This is a genomic window from Ramlibacter sp. JJN2-2R (assembly GCF_057747835.1).
Genome location: NZ_CM173226.1, coordinates 1,851,813 through 1,869,102, shown reverse-complemented (window position 1 = coordinate 1,869,102; position 17,290 = coordinate 1,851,813). Strand labels below are relative to the sequence as shown.

At 71.6% G+C, this 17,290-nt stretch carries 15 protein-coding genes and 1 tRNA gene; 12 read left to right on the top strand and 4 right to left on the bottom strand.

The genetic code is table 11. The features are described from left to right. Window positions 1–4: 4 nt before the first annotated feature. Genes AC3ANR_RS09235 through trmB form a run of 3 tightly spaced genes read left to right on the top strand, consistent with a single transcriptional unit; the run spans window position 5 to window position 2,668 of the window. Entirely contained in the window at window positions 5–1,075 is a 1,071-nt protein-coding gene (locus AC3ANR_RS09235; RefSeq protein WP_488291580.1) for an NAD(P)/FAD-dependent oxidoreductase, read from the top strand. After that, complete coding sequence (gluQRS, locus tag AC3ANR_RS09230; protein ID WP_488291579.1) at window positions 1,072–1,959, top strand: tRNA glutamyl-Q(34) synthetase GluQRS; 888 nt, start codon at window positions 1,072–1,074, stop codon at window positions 1,957–1,959. Before AC3ANR_RS09235 ends, gluQRS begins: the two co-directional genes overlap by 4 nt. Then, window positions 1,901–2,668 (top strand): tRNA (guanosine(46)-N7)-methyltransferase TrmB, encoded by a 768-nt coding sequence (gene trmB, locus AC3ANR_RS09225; RefSeq protein ID WP_488291578.1) that lies wholly within the window; start codon window positions 1,901–1,903, stop codon window positions 2,666–2,668. The genes gluQRS and trmB overlap by 59 nt, the downstream gene beginning before the upstream one ends. 103 nt (window positions 2,669–2,771) lie before the next feature. Here the strand turns inward: trmB and alaS are convergent, their stop codons facing one another. Beyond that, window positions 2,772–5,402 (bottom strand): alanine--tRNA ligase, encoded by a 2,631-nt coding sequence (gene alaS / locus AC3ANR_RS09220; protein ID WP_488291577.1) that lies wholly within the window; start codon window positions 5,400–5,402, stop codon window positions 2,772–2,774. Between the two features lie 183 nt (window positions 5,403–5,585). Between alaS and AC3ANR_RS09215 the strand changes: the two genes are divergently transcribed. The 5 genes from AC3ANR_RS09215 to AC3ANR_RS09195 all read left to right on the top strand — a co-directional run bounded on the left by AC3ANR_RS09215 (window position 5,586) and on the right by AC3ANR_RS09195 (window position 10,977). Continuing rightward, entirely contained in the window at window positions 5,586–7,064 is a 1,479-nt protein-coding gene (locus tag AC3ANR_RS09215) for an NAD-dependent succinate-semialdehyde dehydrogenase (RefSeq protein WP_488291576.1), read from the top strand. Further along, on the top strand, window positions 7,061–8,023 hold the full coding sequence (locus AC3ANR_RS09210; RefSeq protein ID WP_488291575.1) for a DUF2268 domain-containing putative Zn-dependent protease: 963 nt from the start codon (window positions 7,061–7,063) through the stop codon (window positions 8,021–8,023). Before AC3ANR_RS09215 ends, AC3ANR_RS09210 begins: the two co-directional genes overlap by 4 nt. Window positions 8,024–8,087: 64 nt before the next feature. Next, entirely contained in the window at window positions 8,088–8,429 is a 342-nt protein-coding gene (locus tag AC3ANR_RS09205; RefSeq protein WP_488291574.1) for a hypothetical protein, read from the top strand. A 61-nt stretch (window positions 8,430–8,490) separates the two neighbouring features. Continuing rightward, window positions 8,491–9,468: a transporter gene (locus tag AC3ANR_RS09200; RefSeq protein WP_488291573.1), complete on the top strand. Its 978-nt coding sequence runs from the start codon at window positions 8,491–8,493 to the stop codon at window positions 9,466–9,468. Window positions 9,469–9,834: 366 nt separating this feature from the next. Then, the gene (locus AC3ANR_RS09195; RefSeq protein ID WP_488291572.1) at window positions 9,835–10,977 is read left to right on the top strand and encodes a mechanosensitive ion channel family protein; all 1,143 of its coding nucleotides are present in this window, start codon (window positions 9,835–9,837) and stop codon (window positions 10,975–10,977) included. 113 nt (window positions 10,978–11,090) lie between these two features. On the opposite strand, the gene AC3ANR_RS09190 is transcribed toward AC3ANR_RS09195, so the two are convergent. Then, the gene (locus AC3ANR_RS09190; RefSeq protein WP_488291571.1) at window positions 11,091–11,309 is read right to left on the bottom strand and encodes a DUF1059 domain-containing protein; all 219 of its coding nucleotides are present in this window, start codon (window positions 11,307–11,309) and stop codon (window positions 11,091–11,093) included. 18 nt (window positions 11,310–11,327) lie between these two features. Continuing rightward, entirely contained in the window at window positions 11,328–12,386 is a 1,059-nt protein-coding gene (locus tag AC3ANR_RS09185) for a class I SAM-dependent methyltransferase (RefSeq protein WP_488291570.1), read from the bottom strand. 117 nt (window positions 12,387–12,503) lie between these two features. Here AC3ANR_RS09185 and AC3ANR_RS09180 point away from each other — a divergent pair, with 117 nt between their 5' ends. From AC3ANR_RS09180 to AC3ANR_RS09165, 4 genes are all read left to right on the top strand, one after another. Then, a complete protein-coding gene (locus AC3ANR_RS09180) occupies window positions 12,504–13,139 on the top strand; it encodes a helix-turn-helix transcriptional regulator (protein WP_488291569.1) in 636 nt (211 codons plus the stop codon). Between the two features lie 169 nt (window positions 13,140–13,308). After that, window positions 13,309–14,346, top strand: coding sequence for a glycosyltransferase family 4 protein (locus AC3ANR_RS09175; RefSeq protein WP_488291568.1), 1,038 nt, complete (start codon window positions 13,309–13,311; stop codon window positions 14,344–14,346). 15 nt (window positions 14,347–14,361) lie between these two features. Then, entirely contained in the window at window positions 14,362–16,539 is a 2,178-nt protein-coding gene (locus AC3ANR_RS09170) for an amylo-alpha-1,6-glucosidase (RefSeq protein WP_488291567.1), read from the top strand. 83 nt (window positions 16,540–16,622) lie between these two features. Next, a tRNA-Gly gene (locus AC3ANR_RS09165) sits at window positions 16,623–16,696 on the top strand. Between the two features lie 159 nt (window positions 16,697–16,855). On the opposite strand, the gene rbp is transcribed toward AC3ANR_RS09165, so the two are convergent. Then, a complete protein-coding gene (gene rbp / locus AC3ANR_RS09160; RefSeq protein WP_488291566.1) occupies window positions 16,856–17,206 on the bottom strand; it encodes an RNA-binding regulator in 351 nt (116 codons plus the stop codon). Window positions 17,207–17,290: the final 84 nt, after the last annotated feature.

The following is a 17,290-nucleotide window of genomic DNA, read 5'->3' as shown; positions in this document are numbered from 1 at the left end:
CACAATGCCGCCGATGCCCCCCACCCCCACCCCCACCCCCTCCTCGCCCCGGAAGTTCGCCGTCGTCGGCGCCGGCCTCTCGGGAATCGCCTGCGCCCGCACGCTGGCGCAGGCCGGCCACGCGGTGCAGCTGTTCGAGAAGGCGCTGAAGGTGGGCGGCCGGATGGGCAGCCGCCACACGCCGTTCGGCAGCTTCGACCACGGCGCCCAGTACTTCACCGTGCGCGACCAGCGCTTCGCCGCCGCGCTGGGCACCACGCCGCAGGCGACGCAGCGCTGGAACGCCAACGCCGTGCGCGTGCTCGATCCGCTCGGCCGCGTGGCCGAGGCGGCACTGCCCGCGAAGGAAGCGCACTGGGTGGGCAACCCCTCCATGGACGTGCTGCCGCGCGAGTGGGCGCAGCCGCTGGCGGACAGCGGGGCGCTGGCGCTGGGCACGCGGGTGCAGGCCATCGAGCGCGACGCGCTGGATGCCAACCGCTGGCAGCTGCACACCATCGGCGACGACGGCAGCGTGCGCGTGTTCGCCGGCTTCGACGCCGTGCTGCTGGCCATGCCGCCGGCGCAGGCAGCCGACCTGCTGGAGCGGTCCCGCCTCGCGCCGGCCTTCGTGCAGCGCATGCGCGAGATCCTGGTGGCCCCCTGCTGGACGCTGATGCTCGCGTTCCCGCAGGCGGCCCAGCACCTCGGCCCGCAATGGGATGCGGCGCTGAGCACGCACCACCGCGTCGCCTGGCTGGCACGCGAATCGTCCAAGCCCGGCCGCGCCCCCGTCGAGCGCTGGACCGTGCAGGCCAGCCCCGCCTGGTCCACCGAGCATGCGGAAGACGATCCGCAACGCGTGGAGGCCAAGCTGCGCAAGGCCTTCGCCGAGGTCACGGGCATCCGCGCCGAACCGGGACACGCGCAGGTCAAGCTCTGGCGCTACGCCAAGACGGCCACGCCCCTGGGCCGTCCGCACCTGTGGGACGCGCGGCTGGGCCTGGGCGCCTGCGGCGACTGGTGCCTGGGCCACCGGCTCGAGCACGCGTTCGTCTCCGGCCTGGAGCTGGCGCTCGCCGCGCTGGCACGATGACCCCCCGGGGCTACCGCGGCCGCTTCGCCCCCTCGCCGACGGGCCCGCTGCACGCGGGCTCCCTGGTCGCCGCCCTCGCCAGCTGGCTCGATGCCCGCGCTCACGGCGGCACGTGGCTGGTGCGCATCGAGGACGTCGATACGCCGCGCTGCGTGCCCGGCGCCGACACCACCATCCTCGGCCAGCTCGCCGCCTGCGGCCTGCTCCCCGACGAGCCGCCGCAGTGGCAGTCGCGCCGCGCGGCCCTGTACCGCAGCACGCTCGACACCCTGGTCGCCGCCGGCCAGGCCTATCCCTGCGCCTGCTCGCGCAAGGACATCGAACAGGCGCTCGCCGCGCAAGGGCGGCCGCGGGTGCGCGGCCAGGAGGCGCCCTACCCCGGCACCTGCCGCGGCGGCCTGCACGGACGGCCCGCGCGCGCCTGGCGCCTGCGCGTGCCCGACGGCATCGTGACGTGGAACGACGGCCGGCTCGGCCCGCAGCAGCAGGACGTGGCACGAGAGGTCGGCGATTTCGTCCTGCTGCGCGCCGACGGCCTGTGGGCCTACCAGCTCGCGGTGGTGGCCGACGATGCGGACCAGGGCATCACCCACGTCGTGCGCGGCCAGGACCTCGCCGACAACACGCCGCGGCAGATCCTGCTGCAACGCGCGCTGGGCGTGCCCACGCCCGCCTACCTGCACACGCCGCTGGTGCTGGCGCCGGACGGCGAGAAGCTGTCCAAGCAGAACGGCGCCCAGCCGCTCGAGCTGGCCGATCCGCTGGTGGCGCTCAACGCCGCCGCCGCGGTGCTCTCGCTGCCGCGGCAGTCCGGCGGCATCGCCGATGCCCTGGCCGCGTGGGTGCGCGCATGGCCGCCCTTCCTACAATCCCCGGGTGACTGACCCCGGCGATCCTTCCTCCCCGCGCGCGCCCGACGGCGTGCCCCATCCCCGCACCATCCGCACCTTCGTGCGCCGTGCCGGCCGCACCACCACCGGCCAGGCGCGCGCGTTCGAGACGCTGGGTCCGAGCTTCGTGCTGCCGTTCCAGCCAGGGCCGCTCGACTACGCCGCCGCGTTCGGGCGCGAGGCGCCCACCATCCTGGAGATCGGCTTCGGCATGGGCGACGCCACGGCGCACATCGCCGGGCTGATGCCGGAAAAGAATTTCCTGTGCTGCGAGGTGCACGAGCCGGGCGTCGGGGCGCTGCTCAAGCGCATCGGCGAGCAGGAGCTGGCCAACATCCGCATCGTGCAGCACGACGCCGTGGAGGTGCTGCAGCAGATGGTGCCGCCGGCGTCGCTGGCCGGCGTGCACATCTTCTTCCCGGACCCGTGGCACAAGCTGCGCCACCACAAGCGCCGCCTGATCCAGCCGCCGCTGGTGGCCCTGCTGGCCAGCCGCCTGCGGCCGGGCGGCTACCTGCACTGCGCGACCGACTGGGAGCCGTATGCGGAGCAGATGCTGCAGGTGCTGGCCGCCGAGCCGCTGCTGCGCAACACCGCCGAGGGCTTCGCGCCGCGCCCGGACTACCGGCCCGAGACCAAGTTCGAGCGCCGCGGCCTGCGCCTGGGCCACGGGGTGTGGGACGTGGTGTTCGAAAAGCGCTAGGCGCCTGGGCTCCCTCCCCCTCCGGGGGAGGGTTGGGGAGGGGGCGTTTCGGACTCGGGGACGCCCCCACCCTGCCCTCCCCCGGAGGGGGAGGGTCCGAAGTTCAAGCCCGCTCGGCCACCCACGCCTGCACCGACTGCAGCGCGCCGGCCAGCTTGCTGGGGTCGGTGCCGCCGGCCATGGCCAGGTCGGGCTTGCCGCCGCCCTTGCCGCCCACCTGCTGGGCGACGAAGTTCACCAGCTCGCCGGCCTTGACCTGGGCCATGCGGTCGGCCGTGACGCCGGCCGCCAGCTGCACCTTGCCGCCGTCGACCGCGGCCAGCACGATCGCCGCCGACTTGAGCTTGTCCTTGAGCTTGTCCATGGTGTCGCGCAGCGTCCTGGCGTCGGCGCCGTTCAGGGTGGCCGCCAGCACCTTGATGCCCTTGACGTCCACCGCCTGGTTCACCAGCTCGTCGCCCTGCGAGGACGCCAGCTTGCCCTTGAGCTGCGCGACTTCCTTCTCGAGCGAGCGCACCTGGTCCAGCACCTGCGTGACGCGGCCCTGCAGTTCGGTGGGCCCCGCTTTTAGCGAGCCGGCCACGGTGTGCACGGTGGACTCCAGCTGCTGCAGGTAGGCCAGCGCGTTGGCGCCGGTGACGGCCTCGACGCGGCGGATGCCCGCGGCCACGCCGCCCTCGGCGACGATCTTGAACAGGCCGATGTCGCCGGTGCGCTGCACGTGCGTGCCGCCGCACAGCTCGCGGCTGGAGCCGATGTCCAGCACGCGCACGGTCTCGCCGTACTTCTCGCCGAACAGCATCATGGCGCCGGTGGCCTTGGCCGACTCGATGTCCATCACCCGCGCCTGGGTGGCGTGGTTGTCCAGGATCTCGGCGTTGACGCGCGCCTCGATCTCCCGAAGCTGCTCCGCGGTGACCGGCGTGTTGTGCGTGAAGTCGAAGCGGGTCTTGTCCGGATCGACCAGCGAGCCCTTCTGCTGCACGTGGTCGCCCAGCACTTCGCGCAGCGCCTTGTGCATCAGGTGCGTGACGCTGTGGTTGCGCATGGTGGCGGCGCGGCGCTTCATGTCGACCTTGGCCGCCACGTGGTCGCCCACGTTCAGCGTGCCGTGCGCCAGCCGGCCGTGGTGGCCGAACACGTCGGCCTTGACCTTCAGCGTGTCCTCGACCTTGAACAGCGCCGAGCCGCTCTCGATCACGCCCGAGTCGCCGACCTGGCCGCCGCTCTCGGCATAGAACGGCGTGGTGTCGAGCACCACGATGCCGTCCTGGCCCGACTTGAGCTCGGCGACCGAGGTGCCGTCGACGTACAGGGCGACGATCTTGGCGCCCTCCTCGAGCTTCTCGTAGCCGACGAAGCGGTTGACCTGGCCGGCGTACTCCAGCACGCGGTCCATCTTGAACTTGCCCGCGGCGCGGCCGGCGGCCTTCTGCCGCTCCATCGCGGCGTCGAAGCCAGCGACGTCGACGCTGACCTCGCGCTCGCGGCAGACGTCCTGCGTCAGGTCGAGCGGGAAGCCGTAGGTGTCGTGCAGCTTGAAGGCCACGTCGCCAGGCAGGACCTTCTGGCCCCCGTGCAGCGCGGCGTCCAGGATCTCCATGCCGTTGCCGAGCGTCTCGTAGAAGCGCTCCTCCTCGGCCTTGAGCACGTCCATGATGCGCTGCTGCCCCTGCGCCAGCTGCGGGTAGGCCTGGCCCATCAGCGCGACCAGGTCGGGCACCAGCTTGTGGAAGAACGGCGTCTTGCGGCCCAGCTTGTAGCCGTGGCGGATGGCGCGGCGGATGATGCGGCGCTGCACGTAGCCGCGGCCCTCGTTGCTCGGGATCACGCCGTCGGCCACCAGGAACGAGGTGGCGCGCACGTGGTCGGCGATCACGCGCAGCGACGGGTTGCCCAGGTCCTGCGTGCCGGTCTCGCGCGCCGCGGCGATCACCAGCTTCTCGAACAGGTCGATCTCGTAGTTGCTGTGCACGTGCTGCAGCACGGCGGCCAGGCGCTCCAGGCCCATGCCGGTGTCCACGCAGGGCGCCGGCAGCGGCCTGACCGAGCCGTCCGGCTGCATGTCGTACTGCATGAACACGTGGTTCCAGATCTCGATGTAGCGGTCGCCGTCGGCGTCCGGCGAGCCGGGCGGGCCGCCCGCGACCTCGGGGCCGTGGTCGTAGAAGATCTCCGAGCACGGGCCGCACGGGCCGGTGTCGGCCATCATCCAGAAGTTGTCCGAGGCGTAGCGCGCGCCCTTGTTGTCGCCGATGCGCACCACGCGCTCGGGCGGCAGGCCGATCTCCTGCGTCCAGATGTCGTAGGCCTCGTCGTCGTCGGCGTACACCGTGGCCCACAGGCGGTCCTTGGGCAGCTTGTAGACCTCGGTCAGCAGCTCCCAGCCCCACTTCAGGCTCTCGCGCTTGAAGTAGTCGCCGAAGCTCCAGTTGCCCAGCATCTCGAAGAAGGTGTGGTGGCGCGCGGTGTAGCCCACGTTCTCCAGGTCGTTGTGCTTGCCGCCGGCGCGCAGGCACGCCTGCACCGACGCGGCGCGCACGTACGGGCGCTTGTCGGTGCCCAGGAACACGTCCTTGAACTGCACCATGCCCGAGTTGGTGAACATCAGCGTCGGGTCGTTGGCCGGCACGAGCGGGCTGGACGCCACGACCGTGTGGCCCTTCGAGGCGCAGAAGTCCAGGAAGGTCTTGCGGATGTCGGCGACGGTGGCGGCAGGCTGGTTGGGACTCATGGTGTTGGGCTGGTGCTCCCGGCACGGTGGCGGAAGCGGATCACGCGGCCGGCGCACGCGCGCGCGGGCGAAGCTGGGGATTATAGGTTTCGGGGGTGCTGCGCCCCGGCGTCCGGTCTCCCGCGCATCCCCGCGCGCCGCCGCGCCCACCCGGCGCAAAATCGCCCCCGAAGGAGACCCGCCATGGACATGAAGACCTCCCCGCTCGCCCAGCTGAACGACCCCTCGCTGCTCAAGACCGACGCCCTGATCGGCGGCCGGTGGATCGCGGGCGGCGCCCGCTTCGACGTGCACGACCCGGCCACCGGCGCCAAGCTGGCCGACGTGGCCAACCTCGGCCCGGCCGAGGCCGAGCAGGCCATCGCCGCCGCCGATGCGGCCTGGCCGGCCTGGCGCGGCAAGACCGGCAAGGAGCGCAGCATCCTCCTGCGCAAGTGGTTCGACCTGCTGATGGCCAACCAGGAGGACCTGGGCCGGCTGATGACCGCCGAGCAGGGCAAGCCCTTCGCCGAGGCCAAGGGCGAGGTGGCGTACGGCGCCAGCTTCGTCGAGTGGTTCGCCGAGGAAGCCAAGCGCGTCAACGGCGAGACGCTGCCGCAGTTCGACAACAACCGCCGGCTGCTGGTGATCCGCCAGCCGATCGGCGTCTGCGCGGCCATCACGCCGTGGAACTTCCCGCTGGCCATGATCACCCGCAAGGTCGCGCCCGCGCTGGCCGCCGGCTGCCCGGTGGTGATCAAGCCCGCCGAGCTGACCCCGCTGACGGCGCTGGCCGCCGCCGAACTCGCCGTCCGCGCCGGCATCCCGGCCGGCGTGCTGAACGTGCTGACGGCCGACGGCGCCAACAGCATCGCCGTGGGCAAGGTGTTCTGCGCCAGCGACACCGTGCGCCACATCAGCTTCACCGGCTCGACCGAGGTCGGCCGCATCCTGATGGCGCAGAGCGCGCCCAGCATCAAGAAGCTGAGCCTGGAGCTGGGCGGCAACGCGCCCTTCATCGTGTTCGACGACGCCGACATCGACTCGGCCGTCGACGGCGCCATCGCCAGCAAGTACCGCAACGCCGGCCAGACCTGCGTGTGCGCCAACCGCATCTACGTCCAGGACGGCGTGTACGACCGCTTCGTCGAGAAGTTCGCGGCCAAGGTCAAGGCCTTCAAGGTCGGCAACGGCTTCGAGGACGGCGTCGTGCAGGGCCCGCTGATCGAGCCGTCGGCGCTGGACAAGGTGCAACGGCACATCGAGGACGCGCTGGCCAAGGGCGCCAAGGTCGTGGTTGGCGGCCAGCGCATGCAAGGCCAGTTCTTCGCGCCCACCGTCCTGGCCGGCGCCAGCGCCGACATGCTGTGCGCGCGCGAGGAGACCTTCGGCCCGCTGGCGCCGATCTTCCGGTTCCACACCGAACAGGAGGCGGTGGACGCCGCCAACAACACCGAGTTCGGCCTGGCGAGCTACTTCTACAGCCGCGACGTCGGCCGCATCTTCCGCGTGAGCGAGGCGCTGGAGTACGGCATGGTCGGCATCAACGTGGGCATCATCGCCACCGAGCACGTGCCCTTCGGTGGCGTCAAGCAGTCGGGCCTGGGCCGCGAGGGCTCGCACCACGGCATCGACGAGTACGTGGAGATGAAGTACCTCTGCCTGGGCGACATCCTCAAGTGATCGGCCGCCGCGAATTCGCCGCCGGCGCCGTCGCCCTGCTGGGCACTGCCTGCGCCGGCGCCGCGGAGGGTGCCGGCTACCGCGTCATCGACCTCATGCCCGAGTGGTGGGCGTTCGTGGAGGCGGCGCGCGGGCTGGACGACGATGCCCAGGCGCGCCTGTTCCTCGACACGGTGGTGCGCCGGCACCCACGCGCCTACGCCGCGCCGGTGATCGGGCTCGACCGCGACAAGCCCTACGAGCCGCAGCTGCTGGAGCGCTTCAAGCGCGTGCAGCGCATGCTGGCCGGCCGGGAAGCGCTGATCCGCCAGCTGAGCACCTCGATCGCCAACGACCTGCCGCGCTACGAGGCGAGCTTCCGCCGCACCTTCCCCGACCTGCGCTACCAGGGCGACCTGTACTTCATGCATTCGCTGGGCGGCTTCGACGGCGCCACCCGCACCATCGGCGGCCAGATGGCGCTGCTGTTCGGCATCGACATGATCGCGTACGTGTACGGCACCGACGCGAACCCGGAGCCGTTCTTCCACCACGAGCTGTTCCACGTCTACCACTCGCAGTTCGACACCGACGAGCGCGACCGCGACCCGGTCTATTTCGCGCTCTGGCGCGAGGGACTGGCGACCTACGTGGCGCAGGCGCTCAATCCGGCCGCCACCGGCGTGGCGATCTTCGGCCTGCCCCGCACGACGCCCGAGCGGGCCCAGGCGCGCCTGCCCGAGCTCGCGCGCCAGCTGCGCCAGGAGCTCGACTCGACGGCGCCCGACGACTACCGGCGCTGGTTCTACGGCAACCGTGACGGCGACGCGGCCGTGCCCGGGCGCAGCGGCTACTACCTCGGGTTCCTCGTCGCCAGGCGGCTGGCCGCGCGGCGCACGCTGCCCGAACTGGCGCGCCTGCCGATCTCCAGCCTGCGCGGCGACATCGCGAAGGTGCTGGACGAGCTGGCCGCCGGTTGAGCCTCGTCAACCGCTGGCGCCACGGGTGGTGCGGCGCGCAACGGCCGCGCCGATAATCCGCGCCATGCCCCCGCCGCTTCGCAGCCGCCGCCTCGCCAAGCTGGTGCTGGCGTGGTTCGTGGCGATGCTGTTCGCCTCGGTGGTGGCACCGGCGTTCGCCGCCCCTGGGCAGCTGGTCTGCTCGGCAAGCGGGACGACCTTCGCCCCCGGCGGCGATGCCGGCGAGGTCCCCTCGCACCTGCTCCAGTGCCCCGCGTGCCTGGCCGCGATCGCGCCGCCGCCGCCGGCCGCCGGCGTGCAGGCGCCGGTGGCTCCCGCGCGCGTCGAGCCGCGGCCGACCGCCGCGCCGCACCGCGCCGCCTGGGTCGCGCTGCCCTGGCAGGCGCGCGCCCCGCCCCTGGCCTGATCGCCTTTCGCTCCCGTCCGCATCCCCCGCGGCATCCCAGATCAGACCCAAGGAGTTCCGCATGGCCCTCTTCCATGCCGCGCCGCGCCTTCGTGCCGGTGCATCGTTCGTTTCCCTCGCTGCCCTGCTCGCGACTGCGCCCGCGCAGGCCAGCTGCGGCTCGGCGTTCTGCGCCATCAACACCGACCTCGCGGCCGACAGCCTGGGGATCGGCGACGGCAGCGTCCTGGACCTGCGCTACGAGTCCATCCGGCAGGACCAGCCGCGCACCGGCACGCGCAAGCTGCGCGTCGGCGAGATCCCGCACCACCATGACGAGGTGCGCACCACCAACCGCAACCTGGTGGCCACCTGGTCGCAGAGCTTCGCGTCCGGCTGGGGCTACTCGGTCTCGGCGCCGGTGGTCGACCGGGCGCACCTGCACGTCCACAACCACCGTGGCGCGCAGGTTCCCGAGCAGTGGGACTTCCGCGAAGTGGGCGACATGCGGATCCTGGGTCGCTACCAGGCGCGGCTGGGCGACGATGCGACGCGCACGGCCGGGGTGACGTTCGGCCTGAAGCTGCCGACGGGCCGCAGGACGCTGGCCAATGCGGACGGCGACGTGGCCGAGCGCAGCCTGCAGCCGGGCACGGGCACGACGGACGCGATCGTCGGTGCGTTCTTCCACCAGCAGCTGCCCCAGCGCGACGCGGCCTGGTTCGCCGACGCCCAGCTGCAGCAGGCGCTGAACGCCCGCGGCGGCTACAAGCCCGGCAGCCAGCTGGCGGTCAACGCCGGCTACTCGCAGCAGTTCGCCGCCGCCTGGTCGGGCCTGGTGCAGCTCAACGCGCTGGTCAAGGGACGCGACAGCGGCGCCGATGCCGAGCCCGCCGACAGCGGCAGCCGCTCGCTGTTCCTCAGCCCCGGTGTCGCCTACCAGGCCTCGGAGCGCCTGCGCGTCTACGCGTTCTACCAGCACCCGCTGCACCAGTCGGTCAACGGTGTCCAGCTGACCGCCAGCCGGGCCGTGGTGGTCGGGCTGGGCACGCGGTTCTGACCGGGACGGCAGAACTGGATGCCGGGTCGAGCCCGGCATGACAGTGGAGTGGGGTTGAGCCTGCCACTGCACCACCCGAACGCCTGTCATTGCGCCAAAGGCCCGTCATTGCGGGCTCGACCCGCAATCCAGTCCCGCTGCCGACACGGGGACTGGATGCTCAAGCCCGGCATGACAGTGGAGGGGGTCGAACCCAGCGGCCGCGCACGCCCCTGCTGATCCATGGCAACGCCTGAGCCGGCGCTGGCTCAGGCATTTGGCACCGGTCGTTCTTCCTACATCGCGCGCGGACTTGCGCCGACCTCGCCTCGGGAGGGCGGGCCGGAGAGTTTGAGCATCCCCACTCGTCCCCGACCGGAGTCCACCATGCAGACAGCAATCACAGACTGGGGCAGCGCGATGATGACGTCGCTGGCTGCCGCGATGGCGATGTTCCTCTCGGCGATCCCGAAGATCATCGGCTTCGCCGTCATCCTCGTCGTCGCCTGGCTGATCTCGTCGCTGGTGGAACGGGGCGTGGCCGCCCTGCTGCGCGCCGTGAAGTTCAACGACCTGGCCGTCCGCTCCGGATTCGCGGACTTCGTGGCGAAGATGAACGTGGGAACCGATGCGGCCGGCATGCTGGGGCTGGTCGCCAAGTGGTTCATCCGCCTGATCGGCCTGGTGGTGGCCTTCGACGCGCTGGGCCTGCCCGCGGTGTCGGACGTGCTGCGCGACCTGCTGATGTGGCTGCCCAACGTGGTCGTGGCGCTGGTGGTGCTGGTGATCGGCGGCCTGGCCGCCCGCGCCCTGAGCAACCTGGTGCGCGGCGCGACCGCCGAAGCGGGCCTGTCCAACTCCGGCCTGCTCGCCAAGCTGGCCTCGGTGATGGTCTGGGCGTTCGCGATCGTGGTCGCCGTCAACCAGATCGGCATCGCCACGACGCTGGTGAACACGCTGTTCATGGCCTTCGTGGGCGCCATCGCGCTGGGCCTGGGCCTGGCCTTCGGCCTCGGCGGGCGCGAGACGGCCAGCCGCATCCTGAACAGCTGGTACGCGACGGCGCAGGAGAAGGGCCCGCAGCTGGCCCACGCGGCCGAAGTCGGCGGCGACATGGCGCGCGAGCAGGCCCAGGACATGCGCGAACGCGCCCAGGCCTCGTTGCAGTCGGCCCGCAGCTCGGGCGGCTCCGGCGGCAGCTATGGTGGCGGCGGGGGCGCCGCGGGCGGTGGCTACGGCGGCTACGGTGGCGGTGGCGGCATGGGCGGTGGCGGCGCGACCGGCGGCGGCGGCATGGGCGGGGGCCCGGGTGCCGTCGGCCCCGCTGGGGGCAGCACCGGCGGCGGCGCGGGCGGTGGCTACGGCGGCTCGAACCTGGGCGCCGGCGGCGGCAGCGGCGGCAGCTATGCCGGCGGCCCGCAGTACCCCACCGACGGCGGCCCGCGCACCGGCAGCGGCGGCGCCGCGCAGAACGAGCGCGACCAGATGTACCCGACGCCGTCGGCGCCCAGGCACCCGACCGAAGGCTGAGCGGCCGGCGCGCACACGGACAGGCCCGGGCGGAGGCGACGCCTCCCCCGGGCCTTCGTCATGTGCGCCGCCTCAGCCCGCGGGCCGCGGCGGACGCGGCCCGCGGCGCCTGCTCATGCAGGCTGCTGGACCGGCGCCTCGACCGGCGGCGTGCCGGTCCGGATCACGCCGGCCAGCTGCTGGCGCAGCTCCGGCGTGTCCTCGTGGCCGTGCACGGCGACGGCGTGCTGCACCGCGGCCTCGACCAGCTCCTTCTCGTTGTCCGCCGCGATGGCGATGCTGCAGTTGCTCTCGCTCGGGAATGCCCGGCAGTCGATGTATTGGCGTGGCATGGCTTGCTCCTTCGTCCCTCAGGGACGTGCTTCGAAGACCAGGTTGAACGGTGTCTCTGTGGCGCGGCGGAACACGCTGAAGCCGCCGCGCTCCGCGACCTCGCGCAGCCGCTTCTCGCCGGCCTGCGCGCCCAGGCACAGGCCGACTTCCTGCGAGCGCGAAGCCGGTGTGCAGATGAAGGTGGAGGCCGAATAGAACACGCGGCCCACCGGGTTGATGTTGTCCTCCAGCGCGTCCCCGGCGTACGGCTCGACGAGCATCCACGTGCCGTCGGGCTGCAGGCTCTCCCGCACGTGCCGCGCGGCGCCCACCGGGTCGCCCATGTCGTGCAGGCAGTCGAAGAAGGCCACCAGGTCGTAGTCGCGGCCGGGATAGTCCTTCGCGCCCGCGACCTCGAACCGCACGCGCGCGGTCGGCAGCCCCGCGTCCGCGGCCGCCCGGGACGCGCGGTCGATCGACGGCGCGTGGTAGTCGAAGCCGGTGAAGGTGGACTTCGGGAAGGCCTGCGCCATGATCAGGGTCGAGGCGCCGTGGCCGCAGCCCACGTCGGCCACGCGCGCGCCGCGCTCGAGCCGCTCGACCACGCCGGGCAGCGCGGGCAGCCACTGGCTCACCAGGTTGGCCGCGTAGCCCGGCCGGAAGAACCGCTCGGTGCCGTGGAACAGCGACGTGTCGTGCTCGTGCCAGCCGATGCCCAGCCCCGTGCGCATCGCCTGGACCATCTTCGGGATCGCCTTGAACTGCGCCACGCCGATCTGGAACGCGCCGGGCACGAAGGCCGGGCTGCCCTCCTCGGCCAGCGCGAACGCCTGCTCGTCCGACAGCGAGAAGCGCTGCTCCTGCGGATCGTAGGTGACGTAGCCGCTGGCCGCCTGCGCCGACAGCCACTCGCGCAGGTAGCGCTCGTCGGTCTGCGTCCTGGCTGCCAGTTCGCGTGCGGTGGCGGGCCCCTCGGCCAGCGACTTGTACAGGCCGAGCTGGTCGCCCACCACGACCGTGGCCGCGTGCAGCACGGCACCGATGTCGTGCACGAAGCCGGCCATGAACACATTCAGTTTCGACTCGTCCACCGGCATGGTTCGCTCCTTCAGGCGGCTGCCTATACTGGGTCCACGTCCGGCCATCGTGGCGTGCCCCCGTGCGATGCTCCATACGAAGCAATGCGTACGCCGCCCGGCCCAGGGAGGAAGCGAGTGACGCACCTGACCCGCCACGACTACGCGACCGCGCTCACGCTGCTCGCGACGCTGGAGCAGCACGCCGGCGACGTGTCCGGGCTGCTGGAGGCGACGCTGGAGGCGCTGGGGTCGTTCGTGGCCTGTGACCAGGCGGCGCTGGCGGTCACCCGCAACGGCTCGGGCGCAGCGGCCGCCACCGGTTCCGGTGCCAGCCAGTTCATCGCCGCCGTGCCGCTCGCCTCGGACCCCACGCAACTCGTGTCCATCGCGCTCAGCCGCCGGCATGGCGGCTTCAGCGAGCGCGATCGCGAGCGGCTCGCGCTGCTGCAGCCGCACCTGGCGTACCTGTATGGGCAGGCGCGGCTGCGCGGCGGCGCCGTGATCGTGCCGCGGCCAGCGCCCGCGCCGGCGCTGGTGCCCGGCAACGGGCGCGAGCCCCTCACGGCGCGCGAGGGCGACGTCATGCGATGGCTGTCCTGCGGCAAGACCGACGCCGAGATCGCGGCACTGCTCGCCATCAGCAAGCGCACCGTGCACAAGCACCTCGAACACATCTACCAGAAGCTCGGGGTGGAAACGCGAACGGCCGCGGTGATGGCCCTGCGGCGGCGCGTGTCGATGGCGACACCGGGCGATGCGGGAACGGGTTGAGCCGCCTCGCGCGGCCTGCCCGGCCGTTGCGTGCCTCATGCACGCGGGCGCGGCCCGGTTGCCGTCATGCGGGCAACCTTCCTACAGACGGGCCGTTGATGCAGGGCTAGCGTGGTGCCTTCCCATTTCCATGCCGGCCGCAGGCGCGCCGCGCGACCACGACCGAGCCATGCGTATTGCCCAAGTAGCCCCCCTCATCGAAAGCGTCCCGCCTCGCGCCTATGGCGGCACCGAACGCGTCGTCCACTACCTCACCGAAGCCCTGATCGACCTCGGCCATGACATCACCCTGTTCGCCAGCGGCGACTCGACCACGCGCGCGCGCCTGGTGCCGGTGGTCGACCGCGCCCTGCGCCTGCACCCCGCGCGGCCCGATCCGGTGGTCTGGCACACGCTGATGATCGATCGCGTGCGAGAGATGGCCGCCAACTTCGACGTCATCCATTTCCACATCGACACGCTGCCCCTGCCGGTGGCGATGCAGTGCAAGACGCCCAGCCTGACCACGCTGCACGGCCGGCTCGACCTGCCGGACCTGCAGCCGCTGTACCGGCATTTCCACAGGCATCCGCTGGTGTCGATCTCCAATTCGCAGCGCACCCCGATCGCCAAGGCCAACTGGCTCGCCACCGTGCACCACGGGTTGCCGCCGGACCTGTACACCTTCCATCCCGAGCCGCAGGACTACTTCGCGTTCCTGGGCAGGATCTCGCCCGAGAAGGGCTGCGACCGCGCGATCGAGATCGCGATCGCCTGCAACACGCCGCTGCGCATCGCGGCCAAGGTGGACCCCGCCGACCGGCAGTACTACGAGGAGAAGATCGAGCCGCTGCTCGACCATCCGCTGGTCACCTTCATCGGCGAGATCGGCGACGAGGAAAAGGACGACTTCGTGGGCAACGCCAAGGCGCTGCTGACGCTGATCGACTGGCCCGAGCCGTTCGGCCTGGTCATCACCGAGGCCTTCGCGTGCGGCACCCCCGTGATCGCCTACGGCCACGGCTCCATCCCCGAGCTGGTCGAGCATGGGGTGACCGGCTTCATCGTGCACGACCAGGCGCAGGCGATCGATGCCGCGCGGCGCGTGCACACCATCGACCGCGCAGCCTGCCGGCAGGCCTTCGAGCGCCGCTTCGCCGCGCCGGTGATGGCCGCGTCGTACCTCTCGCTGTACCGCGTGCTGGCCGAGAGCCGCATGGCTGCCTGAACGAAAGGAATACGCATGGCAGACAGGAAAATCCAGGTCGACGACAAGTGGTACGTGCTGGCCACGTTCGCACGGCCCGAGGAGCAGCCCCAGACGCTCAAGAGCGACCTCGCCTTCGCGATGTTCGACCGCACCGGCGACATCGCGGCGCTGGCCCCCGGGCAGGAGGGCCTGTACCACGAGGACACCCGGTTCCTCTCGTACGAGGAACTGACGATCGACGGCGCGCGGCCGCTGTACCTGGGCTCGTCGGTGCAGGAGGCCAACAGCCTGCTGGCCATCGACCTGATGAACCCCGACCTCACCGAAGGCGGCAACGTCGTGCTGCCCAAGGGCACGCTGCACCTGTTCCGCGCCAAGCTGCTGTGGCAGGGCGCCTGCTACCAGCACGTGCGCATCAGCCACCACGGCACCCAGCCGGCCCAGGTGCGCGTCGAGCTGGCCTTCGACGCCGACTTCGTCGACCTGTTCGAAGTGCGCGGCATGCAGCGGGCCAAGCGCGGCGAGCGGCTGCCGCCGCACGTGGACGGCAGCGAGGTGGTGCTGCCCTACCGCGGGCTCGACGGCGCCCAGCGGCGCACGCACGTGCGCTTCGATCCGATGCCGCAGGACCTGCAGCACCACCGGGCGGCCTACGACGTGCGGCTGGAGCCCGGGCAGGACTTCCATTTCTACGTCACCGTGCTGTGCGAGCGCGAGGGCGAGCCGCTCGTGTCGGCGCCGAGCTACCACGAGGCCTTCCTGGCCAACAACGCGGCGCGCCGCTCGTCCAGCGAAGCGGGCTGCCGCCTGACCTCGTCCAACCCGCTGGCCAACCTGTGGCTGGACCGCTCGGTGTCGGACCTCGCGATGCTCACCACCCAGCTGCGCACCGGCCCCTACCCCTTCGCCGGCGTGCCCTGGTACTCCACCACGTTCGGGCGCGACGGCATCCTCACGGCGCTGGAATACCTTTGGCTGGACCCGAGCCTGGCGCGCGGCGTGCTGAAGTTCCTGGCCGAGACGCAGGCCACCGAGTCCGATCCGCAGCGCGACGCCGAGCCCGGCAAGATCCTGCACGAGGCCCGCTCGAGCGAGATGGCCCGCACGCGCGAGATCCCGTTCGGCCGCTACTACGGCACGGTGGACGCGACGCCGCTGTTCCTGGTGCTGGCCGGCGCCTACTGGTCCCGCACCGGTGACGAGGGGACGGTGCGCAAGCTGTGGCCCAACCTCATGGCCGCGCTGGGCTGGATCGACAACTTCGGCGATGCCGACGGCGACGGCTTCGTGGAATACGCCCGCAAGAGCAAGGACGGCCTGACGCAGCAGGGCTGGAAGGACTCGCAGGACTCGGTGTTCCACCGCGACGGCCGGCTGGCCGATGCGCCGATCGCGCTGTGCGAGGTGCAGGGCTACGTCTACCACGGCAAGCTGGCCATGGCCACGATGGCCGAGGCCTTCGGCGACATTCCGCTGGCCGAGCGGCTGAAGCAGGAGGCCGAGACGCTCAAGGTGCGCTTCCAGTCGGCGTTCTGGTCGGAGGAGCGCGGCGCCTATGCGCTGGCCCTGGACGGCGACAAGCGCCGCTGCGAGGTGCTGGCCTCCAACATCGGGCACTGCCTGTGGAGCGGCATCGCGTCGGACGACCATGCCCGCCGGATCGCCGACGCGCTGCTGGGCCCCGCGTTCTTCAGCGGCTGGGGCGTGCGCACCATCGCCCATGGCGAGGCGCGCTACAACCCGATGTCGTACCACAACGGGTCGATCTGGCCGCACGACAACGCGATCTCGGCCATGGGCCTGGCGCGCTACGGCCGCACCGAGGACGCCATGCGCCTGCTCACGGCGATGTACGAGTCGAGCCTGCACTTCGACCTGCACCGCCTGCCCGAGCTGTTCTGCGGCTTCCCGCGCCGCCCCGATGCGGGCCCGACCCTGTACCCGGTCGCCTGCTCGCCGCAGGCGTGGGCTGCCGCCGCGCCCTTCGCCGTGCTGCAGGCCTGCCTGGGCCTGGAGCTGGAGTGCCACGGCCGGGACGTGTGCCTGCGCAACCCGCGCCTGCCGGCGTTCATGGACTGGCTGAAGGTCGAGCGCCTGGGCGTGCCCGGCGCCACCTGCGACCTGCTGCTGCAGCGGCACGAGCGCAGCGGCAGCGTGGGCGTGGAGGTGCTGCGGCGCGATCCGGACGTGAACGTGCGCGTGGTGGCTTAGCCCGCGCCGCGCCAGGGTCCGGCCGGGAACCGGGCCCGCGCACGCGCGGGGGCGTTGTCCGATCGCGTAAACTTCGGCCTCACGCGGGTGTAGTTCAATGGTAGAACGGCAGCTTCCCAAGCTTCATACGAGGGTTCGATTCCCTTCACCCGCTCCAGATTGCGCCACCTGTCGATCCACGACAGTTTCTTGCGCCACTGACGCCTCTGGCACAGCGACCCGGCGGACCTGATCCGCTCAGCGGCTGCGCCTGGTCAGCGCCCGGTCCGAACGAAAAAAAACCGGCTGGGCCGGTTTTTCGTCGGAAGCGACAGGGTCAGTAACGGCCACCGCCGTAGCCGCCATTGCCATAGCCGACGTCAGCTCGCGTGGTTGCCTTGAAACCGTCCGCACCGTAGCCACCCGAACCACGGCTCGCTTCACGAGGGCGGGCCAGGTTCACGACGATCGAGCGTCCATCCACGGACATGCCGTCCAGCGCCTTGATGGCGGCCTGGGCGACGTCCGCGGACGCCATTTCCACAAAACCGAAGCCCTTGGAGCGGCCGGTTTCGCGGTCCATCATGACCTTGGCGGAAGCAACGCCGCCGAACTCGGCAAAGTTGCTTTCCAGGGTGGAATCGGTCACGGAGTAGGGCAAGTTGCCCACGTAGATCTTGCTGCTCATGGAAGAGCCTTTCTCAATGATGGCGCGCAACGCAGGGCGCACCGTGGGAAGCGGGTGTGCGGACCGGGATTCCGGCGCAACGGG